General features: G+C 39.3%; 16 protein-coding genes. 9 read left to right on the top strand and 7 right to left on the bottom strand.

The features are described 5' to 3' along the window. Positions 1–599: 599 nt before the first annotated feature. Positions 600–3,302, top strand: coding sequence for a magnesium-translocating P-type ATPase (gene mgtA / locus RHO15_07815; protein WVD63382.1), 2,703 nt, complete (start codon positions 600–602; stop codon positions 3,300–3,302). Positions 3,303–3,897: 595 nt separating this feature from the next. Here the strand turns inward: mgtA and RHO15_07810 are convergent. Continuing rightward, the gene (locus RHO15_07810; protein ID WVD63381.1) at positions 3,898–4,257 is read right to left on the bottom strand and encodes a hypothetical protein; all 360 of its coding nucleotides are present in this window, start codon (positions 4,255–4,257) and stop codon (positions 3,898–3,900) included. 579 nt (positions 4,258–4,836) lie between these two features. On the opposite strand from RHO15_07810, the gene RHO15_07805 reads away from it, so the two are divergent. The 3 genes from RHO15_07805 (at position 4,837) to RHO15_07795 (ending at position 10,804) form a co-directional block, all read left to right on the top strand. Beyond that, positions 4,837–6,384, top strand: coding sequence for a class I SAM-dependent DNA methyltransferase (locus RHO15_07805; protein ID WVD63380.1), 1,548 nt, complete (start codon positions 4,837–4,839; stop codon positions 6,382–6,384). Beyond that, complete coding sequence (locus RHO15_07800) at positions 6,381–7,496, top strand: restriction endonuclease subunit S (GenBank protein WVD63379.1); 1,116 nt, start codon at positions 6,381–6,383, stop codon at positions 7,494–7,496. Before RHO15_07805 ends, RHO15_07800 begins: the two co-directional genes overlap by 4 nt. A gap of 65 nt (positions 7,497–7,561) precedes the next feature. Further along, positions 7,562–10,804, top strand: a complete 3,243-nt coding sequence (locus RHO15_07795) for a type I restriction endonuclease subunit R (GenBank protein ID WVD63378.1) — start codon at positions 7,562–7,564, stop codon at positions 10,802–10,804. A 446-nt stretch (positions 10,805–11,250) separates the two neighbouring features. Here the strand turns inward: RHO15_07795 and ychF are convergent, their stop codons facing one another. Next, positions 11,251–12,342, bottom strand: a complete 1,092-nt coding sequence (gene ychF / locus RHO15_07790) for a redox-regulated ATPase YchF (protein WVD63377.1) — start codon at positions 12,340–12,342, stop codon at positions 11,251–11,253. A 136-nt stretch (positions 12,343–12,478) separates the two neighbouring features. Between ychF and RHO15_07785 the strand changes: the two genes are divergently transcribed. After that, positions 12,479–13,270 (top strand): siderophore-interacting protein, encoded by a 792-nt coding sequence (locus tag RHO15_07785; GenBank protein WVD63376.1) that lies wholly within the window; start codon positions 12,479–12,481, stop codon positions 13,268–13,270. A gap of 60 nt (positions 13,271–13,330) precedes the next feature. Further along, a complete protein-coding gene (locus RHO15_07780) occupies positions 13,331–13,912 on the top strand; it encodes an ACP phosphodiesterase (GenBank protein WVD63375.1) in 582 nt (193 codons plus the stop codon). 57 nt (positions 13,913–13,969) lie between these two features. On the opposite strand, the gene RHO15_07775 is transcribed toward RHO15_07780, so the two are convergent. After that, on the bottom strand, positions 13,970–14,734 hold the full coding sequence (locus tag RHO15_07775; GenBank protein ID WVD63374.1) for a helix-turn-helix domain-containing protein: 765 nt from the start codon (positions 14,732–14,734) through the stop codon (positions 13,970–13,972). A 342-nt stretch (positions 14,735–15,076) separates the two neighbouring features. On the opposite strand from RHO15_07775, the gene RHO15_07770 reads away from it, so the two are divergent. From RHO15_07770 to msrB, 3 genes are all read left to right on the top strand, one after another. Next, entirely contained in the window at positions 15,077–15,301 is a 225-nt protein-coding gene (locus tag RHO15_07770) for a helix-turn-helix transcriptional regulator (GenBank protein WVD63373.1), read from the top strand. A 581-nt stretch (positions 15,302–15,882) separates the two neighbouring features. Then, a complete protein-coding gene (gene msrA / locus RHO15_07765; GenBank protein ID WVD63372.1) occupies positions 15,883–16,425 on the top strand; it encodes a peptide-methionine (S)-S-oxide reductase MsrA in 543 nt (180 codons plus the stop codon). Further along, positions 16,418–16,855: a peptide-methionine (R)-S-oxide reductase MsrB gene (gene msrB, locus RHO15_07760; protein ID WVD63371.1), complete on the top strand. Its 438-nt coding sequence runs from the start codon at positions 16,418–16,420 to the stop codon at positions 16,853–16,855. Before msrA ends, msrB begins: the two co-directional genes overlap by 8 nt. Positions 16,856–16,918: 63 nt before the next feature. Here the strand turns inward: msrB and moeA are convergent, their stop codons facing one another. The 4 genes from moeA to hisA form a co-directional block, all read right to left on the bottom strand. Further along, positions 16,919–18,145: a molybdopterin molybdotransferase MoeA gene (moeA, locus tag RHO15_07755; GenBank protein ID WVD63370.1), complete on the bottom strand. Its 1,227-nt coding sequence runs from the start codon at positions 18,143–18,145 to the stop codon at positions 16,919–16,921. Between the two features lie 578 nt (positions 18,146–18,723). Continuing rightward, entirely contained in the window at positions 18,724–19,332 is a 609-nt protein-coding gene (gene hisIE, locus RHO15_07750) for a bifunctional phosphoribosyl-AMP cyclohydrolase/phosphoribosyl-ATP diphosphatase HisIE (protein ID WVD63369.1), read from the bottom strand. Further along, positions 19,326–20,102, bottom strand: a complete 777-nt coding sequence (hisF, locus tag RHO15_07745; GenBank protein ID WVD63368.1) for an imidazole glycerol phosphate synthase subunit HisF — start codon at positions 20,100–20,102, stop codon at positions 19,326–19,328. Before hisF ends, hisIE begins: the two co-directional genes overlap by 7 nt. Beyond that, positions 20,084–20,842, bottom strand: a complete 759-nt coding sequence (gene hisA / locus RHO15_07740) for a 1-(5-phosphoribosyl)-5-[(5-phosphoribosylamino)methylideneamino]imidazole-4-carboxamide isomerase (protein WVD63367.1) — start codon at positions 20,840–20,842, stop codon at positions 20,084–20,086. The genes hisF and hisA overlap by 19 nt, the downstream gene beginning before the upstream one ends.

Raw genomic sequence — 20,842 nt, 5'->3', positions numbered from 1 at the left:
ATCGATAAGTAGTGATATTTACTGAATTTTTAATTGACAATCGACACCAGAAAATGTATAAATGCAGCGCCTTTTATTTATCTTGAAAATAGAAGTCTGAGTATCAAATTACAGGAGCAATATGGACACTCAATCCAGGCAGCCCGACTCGTCATTATTCCGGCAAGTTGGGGGTAAAGATCAACTATCTACTGCGGCTATGAACTTGTCAATTTAGTTTGTCAATAAAGTTCACAGACCGTTAGTTAAAAATAAGACGGTAAAGGTGAACGATATGCAACATTATCTCACTTATCAGCAATATTATACTTCATCATCTCAACTCCAGCAGAGCTTGGAACCACCAGGTATTACGCTGTAATTAACGCACTTTAAACTTTTAATTATCATTAATAATGACCTCACTTTATTTAAAAAGTTGAGTCGCTGTTTATCGTCTGTTAATTACATTCAGTTAATTTTTCAGGGAGAAATGAAATGGACGACGGGCCCAGTCAATCGTTAATTTCGGTGGTAAATAAGTTTTTTTCAGCCAAACAAGATTGATCGGTTACAGTTATTTGTAGCCATTAGATTGTTTTGGCTATCAGGTAACGACTATGAAACAAAGAAACAATACATCAAACCATAATAAAAAGACCATTAAGGCGGTGAGCGAAGCTCAAAATAGTCTTGATGGTACACTGACTCATCTGCAAACCAGTTTGTCCGGTTTAACCAATAGTGATGTCAAGCAGCGCTTACAGACTCATGGTTATAACGATGTGGCGCATGAAAAAGTGCCCTCATTTATCGTACAGTTAATTTTAGCATTTAAAAATCCATTTATTTTTGTTCTACTCATTTTAGCTGGTGTCAGTTTTTTTACTGATTACTGGATGCCGCTGCGTGAGGGTGAAGATACCGATATTACTGGGGTTGTCATTATTGTCACGATGGTTTTATTGAGCGGCTTATTACGTTTTTGGCAGGAGTATCGTTCGAATAAAGCGGCCGAAGCGCTGAAATCGATGATTCGCACAACGGCAACGGTACTGCGTCGACCGCATCGTAATATGACACCAGAAAAAATGGAAGTGCCTATGCGCGATATCGTGCCGGGCGATATTGTCTATCTTTCAGCTGGCGATATGATTCCTGCGGATATTCGTCTGATTGACTCACGTGATCTGTTTATCAGTCAGGCTGTTTTAACGGGTGAATCCATTCCCGTTGAAAAATACGATACATTAGGTGCTGTCGCCCAAAAGTCTAGCGCGGATTTGAATACAGAAGAGCAACCCGATAATGTGCTGGAAACGAATAATGTCTGTTTCATGGGCACAAATGTGGTAAGTGGTACTGCGAAAGCGGTGGTGATTGCAACTGGGGCTGAGACTTACTTTGGTTCTCTTGCTAAATCAATTGTTGGCTCACGCGCTGAAACTGCATTCGACCGCGGCGTAAATAGTGTCAGTTGGTTATTGATTCGTTTTATGATCATCATGGTGCCTATTGTCTTATTTATTAATGGTTTTACTAAAGGCGATTGGGGTGAGGCATCACTGTTTGCTTTAGCGGTTGCCGTTGGTTTAACCCCTGAAATGTTACCGATGATTGTTAGTGCTAACCTAGCCAAAGGCGCGGTGGCGATGGCAAAACGTAAAGTGGTTGTCAAAAGACTCAATGCGATTCAAAACTTTGGTGCGATGGATGTACTGTGCACGGATAAAACCGGTACTTTAACGCAAGATCGAATTATTCTTGAACATCATGTCGATTTTCAGGGTAACACTGATCCGGCGGTTTTACAGTTAGCCTGGCTTAATAGTTATTACCAAAGTGGTATGAAAAACTTAATGGATAAAGCGATTATTCATTTCGCCCAAGAAAATACCAATGTGAGAAAAATTGGTGTGGGTAAATTTAATAAAATCGATGAGTTACCATTTGATTTTGTGCGTCGTCGTTTATCGGTGGTGGTGGAAGATACCAACCAGGAACATCTTTTAGTTTGTAAAGGTGCAGTTGAGGAGATGCTCGAGATTGCCACTCAGGTCTATGAAAATGGTCAATATTATCCTTTAGATGATGAGCGTAAAGCGAAACTGTTAGCCTTGACTAAAAGTTATAACGAAGACGGTTTTCGTGTATTAGCGCTTGGCGTCAAATCAATACCATCAGATCAAGTCAAATCGCAATATGCGGTGGCTGATGAAACGCAACTGTCTATTCGCGGTTTTTTAACTTTCTTAGATCCACCAAAAGAGACTGCGCGTGACGCGATTGCGGCCTTAAGCGAGAATGGTGTTGCTGTTAAGGTACTAACGGGCGATAACGAAATTGTGACGACCAAGATTTGCCGTGAAGTCGGTATTGAGCCGGGCATCCCATTGATGGGTTATGAAATTGAAAAGTTAGCCGATGAAGAGTTAAAACGTTTAGCCGAACAGCGTACGGTATTTGCTAAGTTAACGCCATTACAAAAATCACGGATGATTAAGTTATTGCAAGAGAATGGTCATACAGTTGGGTTCTTAGGTGATGGAATTAATGATGCGCCGGCTTTACGTGATGCTGATGTCGGTATCTCGGTGGATACGGCGACCGATATCGCTAAAGAGTCAGCGGATATTATCTTGCTAGAAAAAAGTTTAATGGTGCTCGAAGAGGGCGTGATTAAAGGGCGGGAAACCTTTGGTAATATCATTAAATATTTAAATATGACGGCGAGTTCAAACTTCGGTAATGTGTTCTCAGTGTTAGTGGCGAGTGCTTTTCTACCGTTCCTGCCAATGCTAGCGATTCACTTACTGATTCAAAACTTGCTTTATGATATTTCACAGCTTTCGTTACCTTGGGATAAAATGGATGAAGAGTTTCTTCGTAAACCACGTAAATGGAGTGCTCCCAATATTGGTCGTTTCATGCTCTGGATTGGGCCAACATCTTCCATTTTTGATATCTCAACCTATGCGTTAATGTGGTATGTGTTCGCTGCCAATAATGATGCGATGGCGCCTTTATTCCATTCTGGTTGGTTTATTGAAGGATTGTTATCGCAAACATTAGTGGTGCATATGCTCAGAACGCAAAAAATTCCATTTATTCAAAGCACAGCAGCACTGCCGGTATTATTAATGACATTTTTAGTCATGGCGGTTGGGATTTATATTCCATTCTCACCAGTGGGTGAATATATTGGCTTAGTGCCATTACCATGGTCATACTTCCCCTGGTTAGCCGGTACCTTAATTTGTTACTGTGTGGTTGCTCAGCTGATGAAACGTTTCTATATTCGTCGCTTTGGTCAGTGGTTCTAACATGAGGGATATCATGATGGGAATGCCCTTTCTCATCATGATACAAAAAATAATTGCTGTTATTGATAGTTTTTAACGATAAAATTGCTGTTTAGGCTTTTATTTTTTGTTTAAATATCATAAGATAGATAAATGATAGGAAAAATTAGTCATGATATTCAGGCTAATGATTCATTTTAATACAGTCATTACAATAACTTAATATCAGGATGATAATAGGTAGGTGTAACAGGAGGTCAGTCATTGTTTAGTCTAGATAAAGGAAAACTTGAATAGCGAAATCATTGATTAACATATAATAAAGAAATAATCGGAGGGATAGATGAAAACTCCACACAAAAATCTAATTCAAATGCTTAAAATTAAGAAAAGAATGAAGAGTCGTGTTGGTACTGTTGTTTCACAAACAAGAAACTAACTCTGTACGACTAATTTTAAGTTTATTTGATTAAAAGAATCCCAATAGAGATCCTATTCTCGGTTGGGATTTTTTATATGGGATAATAAAACTCTTACAACGATAATATACATGCGATTAGATAGTATAAAAAAAGGGCCGTTAAGCCCATATTTTTCAGAATTAATGGTGTTGAGACTACACAATGATATTACTATCTTCATCATTGCGTTTGTTTGGCTTGCCTTGGTTGACTATCGTTGGCTGTGTGTGGTTAAGATGATTATCACTGTCTGTTGATTTTTGCATAACCGGCCCTGATTTGGCTAAATAGTAAGAGATGATGCCGCCAGCTACTGCAAACACTAATCCCACCATGGCACCTTGCAGCATATTAGGATAGGTAGATGAACTCATACCAATTGCGATACCGATCAATTCTAATACAATCCATAAAGCCAGTGTAATGGCGATATATAAACCGCCACTTTTCCCCCGTGCTTTGGCATTTTTATAGTTCGCCCGACACAAAAAAATCAATATAATAATTTCGATCATTATTTCTATTTCCTTCTATTCAATCAATAGACACATTGGGTTAATACAGACAGTATTTGTTTGATTTTATCATTCATTTAATAAAATTACACTCTCTTGTATACTCATTAAATTCAAAGTACTCACCGTTGATTCTATGACGTGCTGTTGACAAGATCCTATCGAAGGAGGAAAAGAGACTTTACAACAAATAGCCCAACTGTGTTATTTGTCTATCTGGCTAAAATAAATACTATTTTTTATAGACCTGATTCAAAGCACTTTCTATATTTTTATCTCACTGAGCTGTACAACCAAGGTTTGTCTTAACGTTAAAATTTCCAGTGTTTTTAGCATAACATCATCTTACCGTACAGATCTCCGTCATCATTATCTATACTGATGGATAGCTAAACAATAACTGACTGATAATGATAGGTGATTCCCTTATTCGAAAAACCTGCTTAAGTATTAAACGATTTATCTAGCGTGATCTCATTTTTTTGTTATCGATAACAAATTATCTGCCTGTTGTATTGGATTTTTACTCATAAATAGATAACAATAACGTTATTATTTTATCGAGATAAGTTAGATTTCATGGCTAAAAAACCAAGAGCGACCCAATCCGAACCGTTAGAAGTTATCCTGTGGAAAGCGGCGGATAAATTGCGTAAGAATATTGATGCAGCAGAATACAAGCATGTTGTGCTGGGATTAATATTCTTAAAGTATATTTCTGATTCGTTTGAGTCTCACTATGAAAAGCTTAAAGCAGGTCAAGGCGAGTTTGCAGGGGCAGATCCCGAAGATAGTGATGAATATCTTGCCTATAATGTGTTCTTTGTGCCTGAAAAAGCACGTTGGACAAATTTACTCAATAATGCAAAACAGCCCAATATCGGTAAATTAGTCGATGACGCTATGGAAGCCATCGAAGAAGATAACCCGCAATTAAAAGGGGTATTACCGAAGGTTTATGCACGTCAAAACCTTGATGCAACGGTACTTGGCGAGTTAATTGACCTTGTGGGAGATATTGCATTAGGTGATGCTAAATCACGCTCTGCGGATGTACTAGGTCATGTGTTTGAATATTTCTTAGGTGAATTTGCATTAGCAGAGGGTAAACAGGGCGGTCAGTTCTATACGCCGAAGTCAATTGTTTCCTTACTGGTTAACATGCTAGAGCCTTATGAAGGACGTATTTTTGACCCGTGCTGTGGCTCTGGCGGTATGTTTGTTCAATCAGAAAAATTTGTTGAATCCCACCAAGGGAATATTGATAACATTTCCATTTATGGTCAAGAGTCTAACCAAACCACATGGCGTTTGGCGAAAATGAACTTGGCTATCCGCGGTATTAACTCTGAGCAAGTAAAATGGAACAATGAAGGCTCGTTTTTAAATGATGCGCATAAAGATTTACGTGCGGATTTTATTATTGCGAACCCGCCGTTCAACGTCTCTGATTGGTCAGGTGAACAATTACGTAAAGATGCCCGTTGGCAAAATGGCATTCCACCAGCAGGCAATGCAAACTTTGCGTGGATGCAGCACTTCTTATATCACTTGTCACCAAAAGGGCAAGCGGGTGTGGTACTGGCTAAAGGTGCGCTAACCTCGAAAACCTCCGGTGAAGGCGATATCCGTGCGGCATTAGTCAAAGATGCTAACGTGATTGATTGCATAGTTAATTTGCCTGCTAAATTATTCCTCAATACACAGATCCCTGCCGCATTATGGTTTATGCGCCGTGATCGTAATAACTCTTCGGTTTATCAAGATCGCAGCGATGAAATTCTGTTTATTGATGCGCGTAATCTTGGTCATTTAATTAATCGCCGCACTAAAGTGTTATCTGATGAAGATATTAAACTGATTTCAGATACCTATCATAATTGGCGTAATAAAGGTGGCGAATATGAAGATGTTGCGGGTTTTTGTGCCTCTATCGCTATCGAGAAAGTGGCTGAGCTGGATTATGTGCTAACACCGGGTCGCTATGTGGGTCTTGCTGATGAAGAGGATGATTTTGATTTTAAAGAGCGTTTTACCGCACTAAAAGCCGAGTTTGAAGCACAATTAGAAGAAGAAGCAAAACTTAATCAAGCAATTGCTGAGAATTTGGCGAAGGTGATTGTATGAGTGGGTGGCAAAATGTGGCTCTTAAACAGTTAGTCAAATTTGGAAATGGTAAAAGTAGACCAAAAGAAAAAGGGAAAATACCTGTTTATGGTGGTAATGGAATATTAGATTTCACTGATAAGTATAATTATGTTGGTAACACACTGATTATTGGTCGAGTTGGGGCGTATTGTGGGGCGACGTATTTGGAGAAAAGTCCTGTATGGGTTTCTGATAATGCATTATCAGCCAAGGCGTTAGGTAATAATGATTCTGATTATTTATACTATTTATTTAAGTATTTAGATTTAAACCAGTATGCTCAGGGTTCAAGCCACCCTTTGTTAACACAGACATTACTAAATGCAATTGAGGTAGAAACAACGCTTGATGGTATAGAACAAAAAGCCATTGTCTCAGTTCTCTCCTCATTAGATAACAAAATAGACTTACTTCATCGTCAAAATAAAACCTTAGAATCAATGGCTGAAACGCTTTTTCGTCAGTGGTTTGTAGAGGATTCAAATGATAGTTATAAAGAAGTTGAACTACATGAAATTATAGAATTTAACCCTAAGAGGGTTTTACCTAAAGACTCTAAAGCTATGTATTTAGAGATGGCTGGGCTGAATACAAACACATTTGCTGCTTCTGGTTATTATGAAAGAGATTTTACATCGGGGCAAAAATTTATAAAACAAGATACATTATTAGCCCGTATAACACCTTGCCTTGAGAATGGTAAAGCAGGTTATGTTCATTTTTTATCACCAGAACAAGTAGGCTGGGGCTCAACTGAATTTATTGTTTTAAGACCAAAGCCTAAATTTCATCCATTATTTTCATATATCCTATGTCGTAATAATGAGTTTAAAGAGTACGCAGAAAGTTGTATGGAAGGCTCAAGTGGAAGACAACGAGTCAATGTATCTTATTTATCAATGTATACACTTACCTTGCCACATGATGATGTTATTACGCAATTTAATGAAATTCTAGTTTCAATAGAACCAAAATTAATTGGTAATGCATTGCAAATCCAAACTCTAGAAAAACTTCGCGACACATTGCTTCCTAAATTAATGAGTGGAGAAGTACGCGTTAATTATACACCAGAAGAAATAAAACAATAATCGTATTAGGCAGTGTCACTTTGGCGCTGCTTTTTTATCCCCTTTTGCTAAAGGATGACAAAATAATGTCAAAAATGACAGAATCCGATATCGAAACCATGACCATTGAGCAGTTACAAGCCCTAGGTTATGAATATGTGTATGGCACAGATATAGAGCCATCGGGGACAAATCCCCTGCGTACTTATCAGCAAGTCATTCTTCAGCAAAAAGTATTAGAATCGATACGACGCCTAAACCCGCATTTAACACAAGATAAATGTGAGGAAGCCTTAAAACAAGTCACACAGATTAACTCGCCAGATTTAATGGCAAATAATCTGAGTTTTCACCGTTTACTGACGGAAGGAATTAACATTGAAGTCAGTAAAGATGGCAATACTCAAGGGGAATATGTGTGGCTGGTGGATTTTAATCAGCCTGATAATAATGAGTTTCTAGTGGTTAATCAGGTCACTATTCGGGAAGATCGCAAAGAGCGTCGTCCTGATGTGATTATCTATATTAATGGTTTACCATTGGTCGTGATTGAACTAAAAAATGCGATTGATGAAAATGCCACTATTGAAGGGGCATATAATCAAATTAAAACCTATCAACAGCAAATTCCTTCATTATTTACCTACAATGCCTTTAGTGTGATTTCTGATGGATTAGAAGCCAAATCAGGCTCTATTTCTGCCGATTTTAGCCGTTTTATGGCATGGAAAACCCATAATGGCATGACTGAGGCTAAAAATACTCAGCCACAGCTGGAAGTGTTAATTCAAGGCTTGCTTAATCCCGTTACGCTACTAGATATGATCCGCTATTTTATCGTGTTTGAATCCAGTAAACAGGAAGATAGCAACGGTATCATTTCTATTAAAACCGTCAAAAAAATGGCTGCCTATCATCAATACTATGCGGTGAATGCGGCAGTACTTTCGACCATTCGCGCTGCGAGTGTTAACGCGAACGCATCCTCTGCTGAGGTGGCGTTACGGCAGCAAGGCAGAAACCAACAGCACCTCGTGTTAGAACAGAAAGCCGGCGATAGAAAAGCCGGTGTGGTATGGCATACTCAAGGGTCGGGTAAATCCCTTTCCATGGTGTTTTATACCGGTAAGATTGTTTTAGCGCTCGATAATCCCACGGTTGTGGTGATAACTGATCGTAATGATTTAGACGACCAATTATTTGGTACTTTCTCTTCTGCGGTACAACTGTTACGTCAAACACCGAAACAAGCTGAAAATCGAGAAGAATTAAAAGAATTGCTGAAAGTTGGCTCGGGTGGGGTGATCTTTACTACGATTCAAAAATTCCAACCGAATGATGGCCGCAGTGTTTATGAGTTACTGTCTGATCGTAACAATATTGTGGTGATAGCGGATGAGGCGCATCGCTCCCAATATGGTTTCTCGGCAAAAGAGCGGGATGTCATAGATGAGCAGGCCAATGTAGTGGGTAAACGCACCGTTTATGGCTTCGCCAAGTATATGCGTGATGCGCTGCCCAATGCCACTTACCTTGGATTTACGGGTACACCGATTGAAAAAAACGATGTCAATACCCCGGCAGTATTTGGTCACTATGTGGATATCTATGATATCGCTCAAGCTGTTGCTGATGGGGCAACAGTGCCTATCTACTATGAAAGCCGTTTAGCCAAAGTGCAAATTAGCGATGAAGGCCGTGAATTGATTGAAGCGTTTGATGAAGGATTTAGCGATGAGGATCTTACGCTGACGCAGCAACAGCGGGCTAAGTGGACGCGAGTTGAGAGTATTATTGGCAGTAAAGCGCGTATTAAAGCGATCGCCAAAGATTTAGTCACTCACTTTGAACAACGGTTAGTGGTAAATGCTCATCAAGGTAAAGGGATGATTGTTACCATGTCTCGGCGTATTGCTGCGGCGCTGTATGAGGAAATTGTGGCGCTTAAGCCTGAGTGGCACAGTGATGACCTCAACGATGGAGTGATTAAAGTGGTGATGACCTCTTCGGCATCGGACGGTCCTGATATAGCGAAACACCATACCACTAAGAAAGATAGGCAAGTACTCGCTAATCGCATGAAAGATGAAGATGACAAGCTGAAATTAGTCATTGTCCGTGATATGTGGTTAACGGGGTTTGATGCACCGAGTATGCACACGTTATACATTGATAAACCGATGAAAGGGCACAACCTGATGCAGGCGATTGCCCGTGTTAACCGAGTCTATAAAGATAAATCAGGTGGCTTAGTTGTCGATTATTTGGGAATTGCGGCTGATTTAAAATCGGCTCTGTCGTTTTACTCTGATGCCGGCGGTAAGGGCGATCCTGCTCAAACTCAAGATCAAGCCGTATTCGTTATGCAAGAAAAGCTGGAAGTGCTTGAAGGAATGCTATTTGGTTTTGATTATCGTGAATATTTCACCGCATCCACCTCTCGTAAACTAGCCATTATTTTAGAAGCAGAAGATTTTATTTTAGGGATTGATGAAGGTCAGGGGAAAGTGCGTTTTTTAACAGCGGTAACCGCTTTATCTCAAGCCTTTGCATTAGCAACACCACATCCTGAAGCGATGGAGGCTGCACCTGAAATAGCCTTTTTACAAGCGGTAAAAGCCAGATTGAACAAGTTTGATTCAACTGGAGGAAATGGCATTATCGGTGATGACAGCATGGAAGTTCGCGTTAAACAGACCATTGATCAAGCCTTAGTGACCGATACGGTGGTTGATGTGTTTGATGCCGCGGGAATTAAAAAACCAGATATATCAATTCTCTCTGATGATTTTTTAATGGAAATGCAAGATTATCAACACATGCATATCGCACTAGAGACCCTGAAAAAATTGTTGGCAGATGAAATCAATGTGCGAACTAAAGCCAGCGTTATTCAGGGTAAAAAGCTAATGGATATGCTAACGGGTGCGATTCAACGCTATCAAAATAAAATTTTGACGGCAGCTGAAGTGATTGATGAGCTGATTAAATTAGCGAAAGATATCAATAAAGTCGATGCTGAAGCAAATGAACTAGATTTATCACCGGCTGAATATGCCTTCTACACCGCGGTCGCTGAGAACAACAGTGCTCAAGAATTAATCGGTAAAACTAAACTGAGAGAGTTAGCGGTTGTCCTGACCGAGATGATCCGCAATAACGTTACGTTAGATTGGACCATTAAAGCGTCGGCCAGGGCTAAAATTCGCGTGTTGGTTAAGCGGTTACTCAATCGTTATGGCTACCCACCTGATATGTCTTTATTGGCGACAGAAACGGTATTGGCGCAGGCCGAGTTGCTATCGAATGAGTTATTAAGCGCCAATTAGTATCTCATCGCACCTTATTGTTATTGAATGAAAATCTGTCAATATTGATGTGCATGCTGCTGTATATGAAATATCTGCTTCATTAATGATGACCATGGGATAGTGACTTGCAATAATTCTGTTGTATTGGAAAGGGGGAAATCTTGACAGGTTATTTATTATCAACTTTTGTTAAAAGATAAGATTGAGTTTTGGCATAAGCACAGAAAATTTTTTTGTGGGGCACTTTTCATTGAGTGATAGTAAACATAATCAGTTCAACTCGTTATGCCAGTTAATCTGATAATACTCACTTAAACAGAGAGGGTAAATAAGCGGTGCTTAAAATATACGCATTTCGTTATCGATTTTGATAAAACTCAGTGAGAGAATAAACAGCATAAAATTAAGTTAATCTTTTATACTGTTTATTCTTATTCGATACCTGATGGGACTAGCGTATAAGCTTAGACATTAAACAGGAAGTTCATGATATCGCCATCTTTAACGATATACTCTTTCCCTTCAGAACGCATTTTGCCTGCTTCTTTGGCGCCTTGCTCACCTTTGTAGGTGATAAAGTCATCAAATGCGATAGTTTGCGCGCGAATAAAGCCTTTTTCGAAATCAGTGTGAATTTTACCTGCCGCTTGTGGTGCAGTATCGCCGATCGAAATAGTCCAAGCTCGTACTTCTTTCACCCCTGCGGTAAAATAGGTTTGTAAATTTAATAATTTATAGCCGGCTCTTATCACACGATTAAGACCTGGCTCTTCGATACCGAGTTCCGCCATAAATTCATCACGATCAGCATCATCAAGTTCAGCAATGTCAGATTCAACAGCAGCACAAACGGGCACCACAATTGCGCCTTCTTTTTCCGCAATCGCTCTGACTTGATCTAAATAAGGATTATTCTCAAAACCCTCTTCGTTGACATTGGCAATATACATCGTCGGTTTTAGCGTGAGAAAACTTAAATATTTAATGGCTTCAAGCTCTTCTTTGTCAAGCTTAAGTGCGCGTAACATGCCGGCATTCTCTAACTGAGGTAGACATTTCTCTAATACGGTTAATTCGAATTTCGCGTCTTTATCGCCACCTTTAGCTCTTTTCTGTACGCGATTGATCGCTCTCTCACAGGTATCTAAATCGGCTAACGCAAGCTCGGTATTGATAGTATCAATATCTTCAGCGGGATCAATTGCACCTGCAACATGAATAATATTGTCATTTTCAAAACAGCGCACCACATGACCAATTGCTTCCGTTTCGCGAATGTTGGATAAAAACTGATTGCCTAAGCCTTCACCTTTTGAAGCACCTTTTACCAAACCGGCAATATCAACAAACTCCATTGTGGTCGGTAAAATGCGCTGTGGTTTTACAATTTCTGCCAGCTGATCTAGACGAGGATCAGGCATTGGGACAATCCCGGTATTTGGTTCAATCGTACAAAAGGGAAAATTTGCCGCTTCAATACCTGCTTTGGTCAATGCATTAAATAGCGTCGATTTACCGACGTTAGGTAAGCCAACAATCCCACATTTAAATCCCATATCAATAACCTTTTCTTAAAAATAATCAGTAATAATAAATAATGCGCCATTATATACTATTTTAATTAAAGTTGCGGATTAAAAAATCAGAAAGTATGATGGTTGCTTATCCGTGTCATCAGTGAGGATGGACCCAGTGCCAGTATTTCTTCAGAAAATTGCGATAGATTCTCAATTAATTGTTAGCGAGATTATTACGCTCTCTAAAAGTATCATCCAGATTCGTTTTCAGTTAGATAAAAAAGCCATATTAGCGGTTGAGGCTTTAGGTTTAGGTCCGCATTTAAAGCTGATTTTTCCAGAACCAGGGCAGCAGTCGATTGTCTTTCCTGATTTAAATGAAGCGGGCAAAATTATTTGGCCTGAAGGGGAAAAACTGGCTATTCGAACCTATAGCTTACGGGCTTATGATGCCGCAAGTCATACATTGACCATTGAATTCGCCATTCATGCAGAGGGCATCGGTTCAAAATGGGCGCAATATGCTAAACCTGGCGATGTGATTGGTGCTTTGGGCATTGGTGCTAAATGCGAATATCAACAACAATATTTAGTTTTAGTCGGTGATATTACGGCTAAACCGGCAATCAGTTACATTCTGGAACATTTACCCGCCGATGCTAAAGGACACGCTTTTATTGAGGTGCCAGATCACAGCGATATGATCACAATCCGTAAACCTCAAGGTGTTACCTTAAGCTGGCATATTCAGCAGCATCCATCATTATTCCCTGAAATGCTGATCAAATCATTAAACCTACCTGATGAGGGGAATATACTGATTTGGGGTGGAATGGAAGGGAGCCTTGCACAGCATGTGCGCCACTGCTTGGTTGATCAGTTTAATGTCAATAAAAGTGATATTCAGTTACTTAACTATTGGCGTATTGGATTTGCGGAAGGGGAATTTCGTCGTCGTGAAGGATAAAACGTTGCGAGCAGTATATCGATTAATCAACATGGCAGTAAGAAGACCGGAGACAGCGCTGTGAATGTGTTAGCCCATCTGCATTTAGCCAGTTTATCGGGTAGCTCGTTATTAGGTAATGTCATGGCAGATTTTGTCCGTGGAGATCCCTATCAGCAATATCCAAAGTCAGTGGCTGAAGGCATCATGCTACACCGCCGAATTGACGCTCTAATCGATCACTTGCCAGAAGTCAAAACAGCCAAATGTTTATTTGCGACAGTTCATCAACGCGTTGCACCCATTACATTAGATATTGTCTGGGATCATTTTTTGGCTAAATATTGGCATGAGTTTGTCGATTTTATCTGTTTATCGGCATTTAATCAACTCTGCCAGACGATCATCTCACCAGAACTGGATAAAGCACCGGCCGAATTTGGGCGTTTTATGGGATATCTATGGCGAGATAGCTGGTTATTAAATTATGCTGATCTTGCGTTTGTGCAGCGAGTTTTGGTTGGCATGTCTAAGCAGCGCCCCCGTTTAGCGATACTCTCTGAAACGATTAATGATGTTAAAACAAATTATCAGCAACTTGAGCATCTATTCAGGGTGTTCTATCCGCGCTTGTGTAAAAAAGCACTCTATGCTGAGCTATAAAGTAGCTTCAACTCAATATTAATTATTCTTGGCTATTTTTACAAGGAATCAACACTGTTAAACAACATGATTAAGAATATGCACAATTTTGGCAATGATTTTAAAATTTATCGATTGATTAATGGCAATGAAGTGGTCGCGATAAAGTGAGCAGTCACTGTATAAGTAGTAGCCGTGTTTTACGGGATCATATTGTAGGCGTTTGATGAGCAAATTATCATTGAGTTGGATAATGAATACGCCTTCAAGTGCACCTTGCCAGCCTTGTTGTTTGATATTGATTAACGCCATATCACCGTACTTTGCTGACTGAGCCATACTGTCGCAATTAATCGTAGTCAAAGCTAAGGTATTGTTTTGTAATCCTTCTCTCATCAACCATTTTTTGCTTAGCATCCAGTAACTGTCGAGTTTATAACTGAGTTTTTCCTGACAAAGAGAATCAAAATCAACTTCATAAATAATAACATTATCACGATTGATGATCGGTTGGGGAGGGTAAAACTCTGGCATGGAGGATAATTGTGATGTTTCATCTGGAATTCCGGTGGCGAGCCAGGAAAGAGAAACGTTCCCCACTTTAGATATTACGAGCAAATTTTGTAATGTCGGCTCTGAATCACCTCGGATATATTTTCTGACAGCGCTTTCTGATAGTTGACATGCCTGAGCAAAATCAGTCATAGATCGTTGACCTATTACGATACGTAACCTAGCCGCAAAAGAGGTATTATCTGTTGATATCTGCTTCGTGTGAATGGCTTTATCTTCATCTATTGATGTCGTTAGACGATTATTTGTTCTACCATTTTTAGTTATCACAAAAATATCCTTATTGATACTAACTTTAAAAAATACAATTTAGGATCAGATAATGAATAAATTGTTATTTTTTTAACTATTTTGATAATTTAGACATCATAATACTATGATGATCGCATAATATGTGACAAAAATAAAGTTTAATTCTGCGAATATATGCCAAACAAAAAATCGTTTTAATTTAGTCTTTAACGATTAATCGGTCGAACTTTTAATTGACTTTTATTGCTAAATTTTAAATTGTTTGTTTACTTTTTTACTTTTGTTTTGTATTATCGGTAAAAAAGTAAGTTGTTGATGTTATACAGCTAAATAACCCAGATTAATAAAAGGGAGATCAGAATGATTACCTATGATAAGGATCAAGATTGGCATCGTGCCGATATTCGTGCAGAGTTAGAGAAACGAGGCACCAGTTTACGAAAGCTTTCCAGAGAAGCCGGACTTTCAGAAAATACGCTTAGAAATGCTTTAGACCGTAAATGGCCAAAAGGTGAAAAAATTATTGCTGATGCAATTGGCGTTAGTCCCTCTGTTATTTGGCCGAATCGTTATAAAAATAAATAATTAAATCATTATTATTTATTTCCCTTCTCAATAAGAATTTATTCGTTTTCATTAAATAGTATTTATTTTATGCGATGTTTACATTGATAAATGTTCATCGCATTCTTTTTTGTTTAATACCAAATAGTCCATTATCAATCAAATCTAATACCAACGTTGGTGTACAAATCGAGTGGCTTTATCATGGTCTTTAATTTTTCTATTAGTGAAAATATCTGATTGATTATATTTAATTTCTTGTGAGAAAAATCCTGTGTTTGTAAATTTAATTGAATGAGTCTTTACTATAGTAATGATTTGTTAGTTTTTTATTCAGATAAATCGCCTTCTTAACGATATATTAATGCGTAAAATATTGATATTTAATGTCTTATGATGGCTTTTACGCGTGAACCAGCCAAAAATCAGGTTAAGAGATATTGATAAAAATATATTTTTGATTTTTAACATTTTTTATCAGTGACACTTTTTTTACAAAACAATCGGTTAATTTTACCTATTTTAAATAATTATAGCGCTTATAATTGAGAATAATATTGATATAACAGTCTAGCTAATTGATAAAATAGAAAGGAGTCGACATGAAATCAACTGATGAGAAGGCAACCTTTGCCGGTGGATGTTTTTGGTGTATGGTTAAACCTTTTGATCGTTATGATGGTGTTAAGCAAGTTTTGTCAGGATACACGGGGGGGCATACTGTCAATCCCACCTATAAGCAAGTTTGTCAGGGGGATACCGGTCATACAGAAGCGGTTGAGATTACCTTTGATCCAACCAAAATAAGTTATGACACGTTATTAGATATCTTTTGGCATCAGATTGATCCCACTGATGCCGAGGGGCAATTTGCTGATCGCGGTGACTCTTATCGGCCGGCGATATTCTATCATTCAGAAATCCAGCGCCGTCAGGCCGAGGCATCAAAGCAGCAGCTGATAGAAAAAAAATCCTATATTAAACCGATTGCCGTTTCAATTGAACCGGCCTCGACATTTTATCCTGCTGAGTCTTATCATCAAGATTTTTATCAGAAACAACCTGACAGATATAACCAATATTTTCGTTTATCAGGTAGAGAAACATTTGTTAAACGTCATGCCAAGGAAAATAGCGATGAATAAAGATAGAAAGAACCAACGTTTAAATGAGCTGAGTCAATTACAATATCAAGTCACCCAGCAAAATGCGACTGAGCCACCGTTTGATAACCCATTTAATCACCATCAAGTAGAAGGTATTTATGTCGATATTGTTTCTGGCGAAGTGCTATTTAGTTCGCGAGATAAATTTGAGTCAGGCTGTGGTTGGCCCAGTTTTACTAAGCCTGTGAATGAACAACAAATTATCGAAAAGAGCGATATGAGCCATGGGATGATTCGAACCGAAGTCCGCTCAAAAGAGGCTGACTCTCACTTGGGTCATGTATTTAATGATGGTCCCGCTAAGTCAGGTGGATTAAGATACTGTATAAACTCAGCGTCGCTGGCTTTCATTGCCAAAAATAAAATGGCCGAAAAAGGTTACGGCCAATATTTATCACTGTTTGAGTAATAGTCAGATAACTCGATTGAGTGGCTAATACATCTAGAGTTATGACGCATTAGCCTGATATTGTTAACTCATCAATGAATTAAACAGCTCGACGGTCACATATTCACCCGCCATAACATCTTCGCGCATCTGCTCTAAGATAATAAAGCAGTTTGCTTTGCTTAATGACTGGGTAATATGAGATCCTTGTTGACCTGAAGAGATAACGCCTAATTCACCCTGAGCATCAATGATTAATTCGCCACGTTGAAAATCTAAGCGACCTGATTTTTTCTTTAGATTCGTCAGTGCTTTCACTTTGAAAGGTAGCAGATTTGAGATAGCCGATGTTTGTCCGGATAGTTTAAGGATTAACGGTTGAACCAGTTGGTAAAATGTCACGACGGTTGATACCGGATTTCCTGGTAAGCCACAAAAAATAGCCTTATTTAAATGACCAAAAGCAAAGGGCTTTCCTGGTTTCATGGCGATTTTCCAAAAATCGATATGGCCAATTTGTGATAAGACCTGCTTAGTATAATCAGCATCCCCCACAGAGACTCCGCCACTGGTAATAATCACATCGGCCTGATCGGCGGCCTGTTTTAAGGCTTGTTCAATTTTTTCCGGGCAATCAGGAATAATCCCTAAATCGATAATTTCACAGCCGAGTTGTTGCAACATCAATGTTAAGGTAAACCGATTACTGTCATAAATTTTGCCTGCACTTAATGGTGTGCCAATTGAGCATAGCTCATCGCCGGTTGAAAATAGGGCAACCTTTATGGGGCGATAAACGTCAACTTCTGAAATACCTAGTGTGGCAAGGGTTGATAAAATTGGAATAGTCAGTTTTTGTCCTGACTGAACAATCATCTCATTTTGTGTGATATCTTCGCCAATATAGCGAATATTTTGTCTCTGTTTGATGGGCTGAGTAAACTGAATGTGATCAGCTAAAATTTGGATATCTTCCTGCATGACAACCGCATCCGCATCAGGCGGCACTGGTGCACCCGTCATGATTCTTAAGCAGCTGTTTTCTGGCCAGTAGGGGAGGACTGTTGCACCTGCTAAGATCTTATCGGCAACTGGTAATTGGGTCGACTTTGTCAGGTCGCTTAGTCTGACAGCATAGCCATCCATCGCGGAATTATTAAATCCCGGCACATTGAGCGGGGAAACAATCGGTTTAGCCGCAATGCGATGCATGGCGCGGGTAAGGTTGACTGTTTCCATTGCCGATAATGGCGGTAATTCGTTAAGAATTTGATTTTTAGCTTGTTCAAATGTTAAAAATTTTGCTGACATAAGTTACCCTTCATACGATCAAATATAGTTTCATTATAACCAATATTATCAGTAAAAGAATATACGTTTCTTTCCGAGTAATGCCTTGATATTGGTCTTTTTTTAATCGCTCTCGGTAAGAATATATAAATATTTGCATTTTTTTGCAAAAAAGACATTAAAAATAATTGCTTTCTATTTTTAATCTGTTACCATAATATTTACAAATTAGGTGATTGACATTTACTAATTGTTTGTTTTGCCACTCATTCATAATAATTATTTTAATACTGATTTGGAAATATTACTTTATTTAACTTAAAAATAATAACTAAAACGAAAACTGTTTTCATGATTGCTCTTTGGTTTGAATGAAAGCATTTAATCTGGACCCAAATAGCGATATTTGGGTTTTTTTATTTTATTTCACGCACGATACTTGTTGTTGTCAAAAGTGAAGATGCCTCGATATCAATTCAGCGAATGACAGTTCTCCCTATAAATAGAGTGATATTGCGCTGGCCACAATATCAATCATAATCGCTTATCGTGAGAAGTGAATACGCTATCGGCGAATAATTAAACAATAATGATAGCGATTATTTATGTCTATTTTTTAAAACATCAATTACATCGTTTAAGCAAAGTTCTTGATCTTGTAATAGCACCATCAGATGATACATCAAATCAGCTGCTTCATTAGTTAATTCGACTTTATCATGAACTGTGGCTGCCAGCGCAGTTTCAACTCCTTCTTCCCCCACTTTTTGCGCTATCCGTTTGGTGCCTGAGGCATAAAGTTTTGCGGTATACGAGCTGTCTGGTGAGGCGCTTTTTCTTGAGGCAATCAACTGTTCTAGTTGATATAAAAATCCCCACTGACTCGCTGCCGGTGAAAAACAGCTGGTCGCACCGGTATGACAAGTAGGTCCAACCGGATCAACTAAAATCAGTAAAGTGTCCATATCGCAATCCGCGCTAATACTGACTACATTTAAAAAATGACCGGAGCTTTCACCTTTAGTCCATAAACGCTGCTTAGTACGAGAGTAAAAAGTGACTTTACCGCTCTCTTTCGTTTGCGCTAAGGCCCGTGGACTCATGTAACCGAGCATTAACACTTCACCGGAGATGGCATGCTGGATGATGGCAGGCATTAAATTATCGACTTTTTCCCAGTCGAGCGGTTGATTGTCCAGTGTTAGCATAGTCTGACCTCGATATCCTGTTGTTTTAAGAACTGTTTTAATTCGTTTATACTAATGATTTGTTTATGAAATACCGATGCGGCCAGTGCGCCATCCACTTTTGCGGTTTGGAAGGCGTCTAAAAAATGCTGCATCGTGCCGGCGCCGCCAGAAGCAATTAACGGGACATGACATTTGGCGCGAACTTTTGCTAATTGGATTAAATCATAACCTTGGCGTACGCCATCCTGATTCATCATATTTAAGACGATTTCACCTGCGCCACGTTTTTGCACCTCAGTGACCCAATCCAATGTTCGCCAATGGGTCGCTTGAGTGCGTTTTTCATCACCGGTGAATTGATAGACATGATAATCATTTTGCTGATTATCGAACCAGGTATCAATACCCACCACCACACACTGCACGCCATACTTATCAGCCAGTCGGCTTATTAAGTTGGGATCGGCCAGTGCCGGGCTGTTGATCGAGATCTTATCAGCGCCAAATGAGAGTATTTGTCCCGCGTCTTCCTGTGTCTTAATGCCGCCAGCAACACAAAAAGGGATATCAATCACTTCAGCAACTCGAGTGACCCAACTTTTATCGACGGTGCGTCCATCCGATGAGGCGGTGATATCATAAAAGACTAACTCGTCGGCGCCTTCTTCGGCATAACGTTTCGCTAGCGGCACAATATCGCCGATAATCTCATGATTTCTAAACTGAACGCCTTTAACAACCATGCCATCACGGACATCAAGACAGGGGATTATGCGTTTTGCCAACATGAGATAGCCTCCTTAACCGTAAATTTATTTTCTAACAGCGCTCGACCAACGATAATGCCACTCACGCCACTGCCTTTGAGTGCCTGGATATCGTTAAGATCACCAATTCCGCCCGAAGCTTGGAAAGCAATATCTGGAAATTGCTGACTCACGGTTTGATACAAGCTGACGTTTGTACCAGATAATGTGCCATCTTTGGATATATCCGTGCAAAGCACATGTTTTAGACCAACACGCCGATAATCTTCAATCACTTGTTCTAAAGTCTTAGTCGAGTTTTCTTGCCAACCGTTAATGGCAACATAGTTACGGCCTTGATCATCAATCCGAATATCGAGGGCTAACACTAACGCTTCTGCCCCATATTTAACAAACCAACTTTTTACGGTGTCGGGCTCTTTGATTGCAGTCGAGCCGATAACGACCCGGCTGGCACCTGCGCCGAGTAATGCCTTCACATCCTCTTCGGTTCTGATTCCGCCACCGATTTGAACGGGCACATCGATACCGGCTAGTAACGTTTTCAATAATGGAATTTGCCGAGCCTGTGGATCTTTGGCGCCGGTCAAATCAACTAAATGTAATAACGCTGCTCCTTGCGCTTGATAGATTTGCAGTTGTTTAAGTGGATCATCACCATAGTGACGTTGTTTATCATAATCGCCTTGATGTAAACGTACGATCTGTCCATCGATTAAATCTAGTGCTGGGATAATCACGTTATCTTTATTTGGCATCAT

Source organism: Orbaceae bacterium lpD01, from assembly GCA_036251705.1.
GTDB classification, from domain to species: Bacteria; Pseudomonadota; Gammaproteobacteria; order Enterobacterales; family Orbaceae; genus Utexia; species Utexia brackfieldae.
The sequence above is the reverse complement of the archived record's forward strand: the minus strand, read 5'-3'. Positions and strand labels throughout refer to the sequence as shown.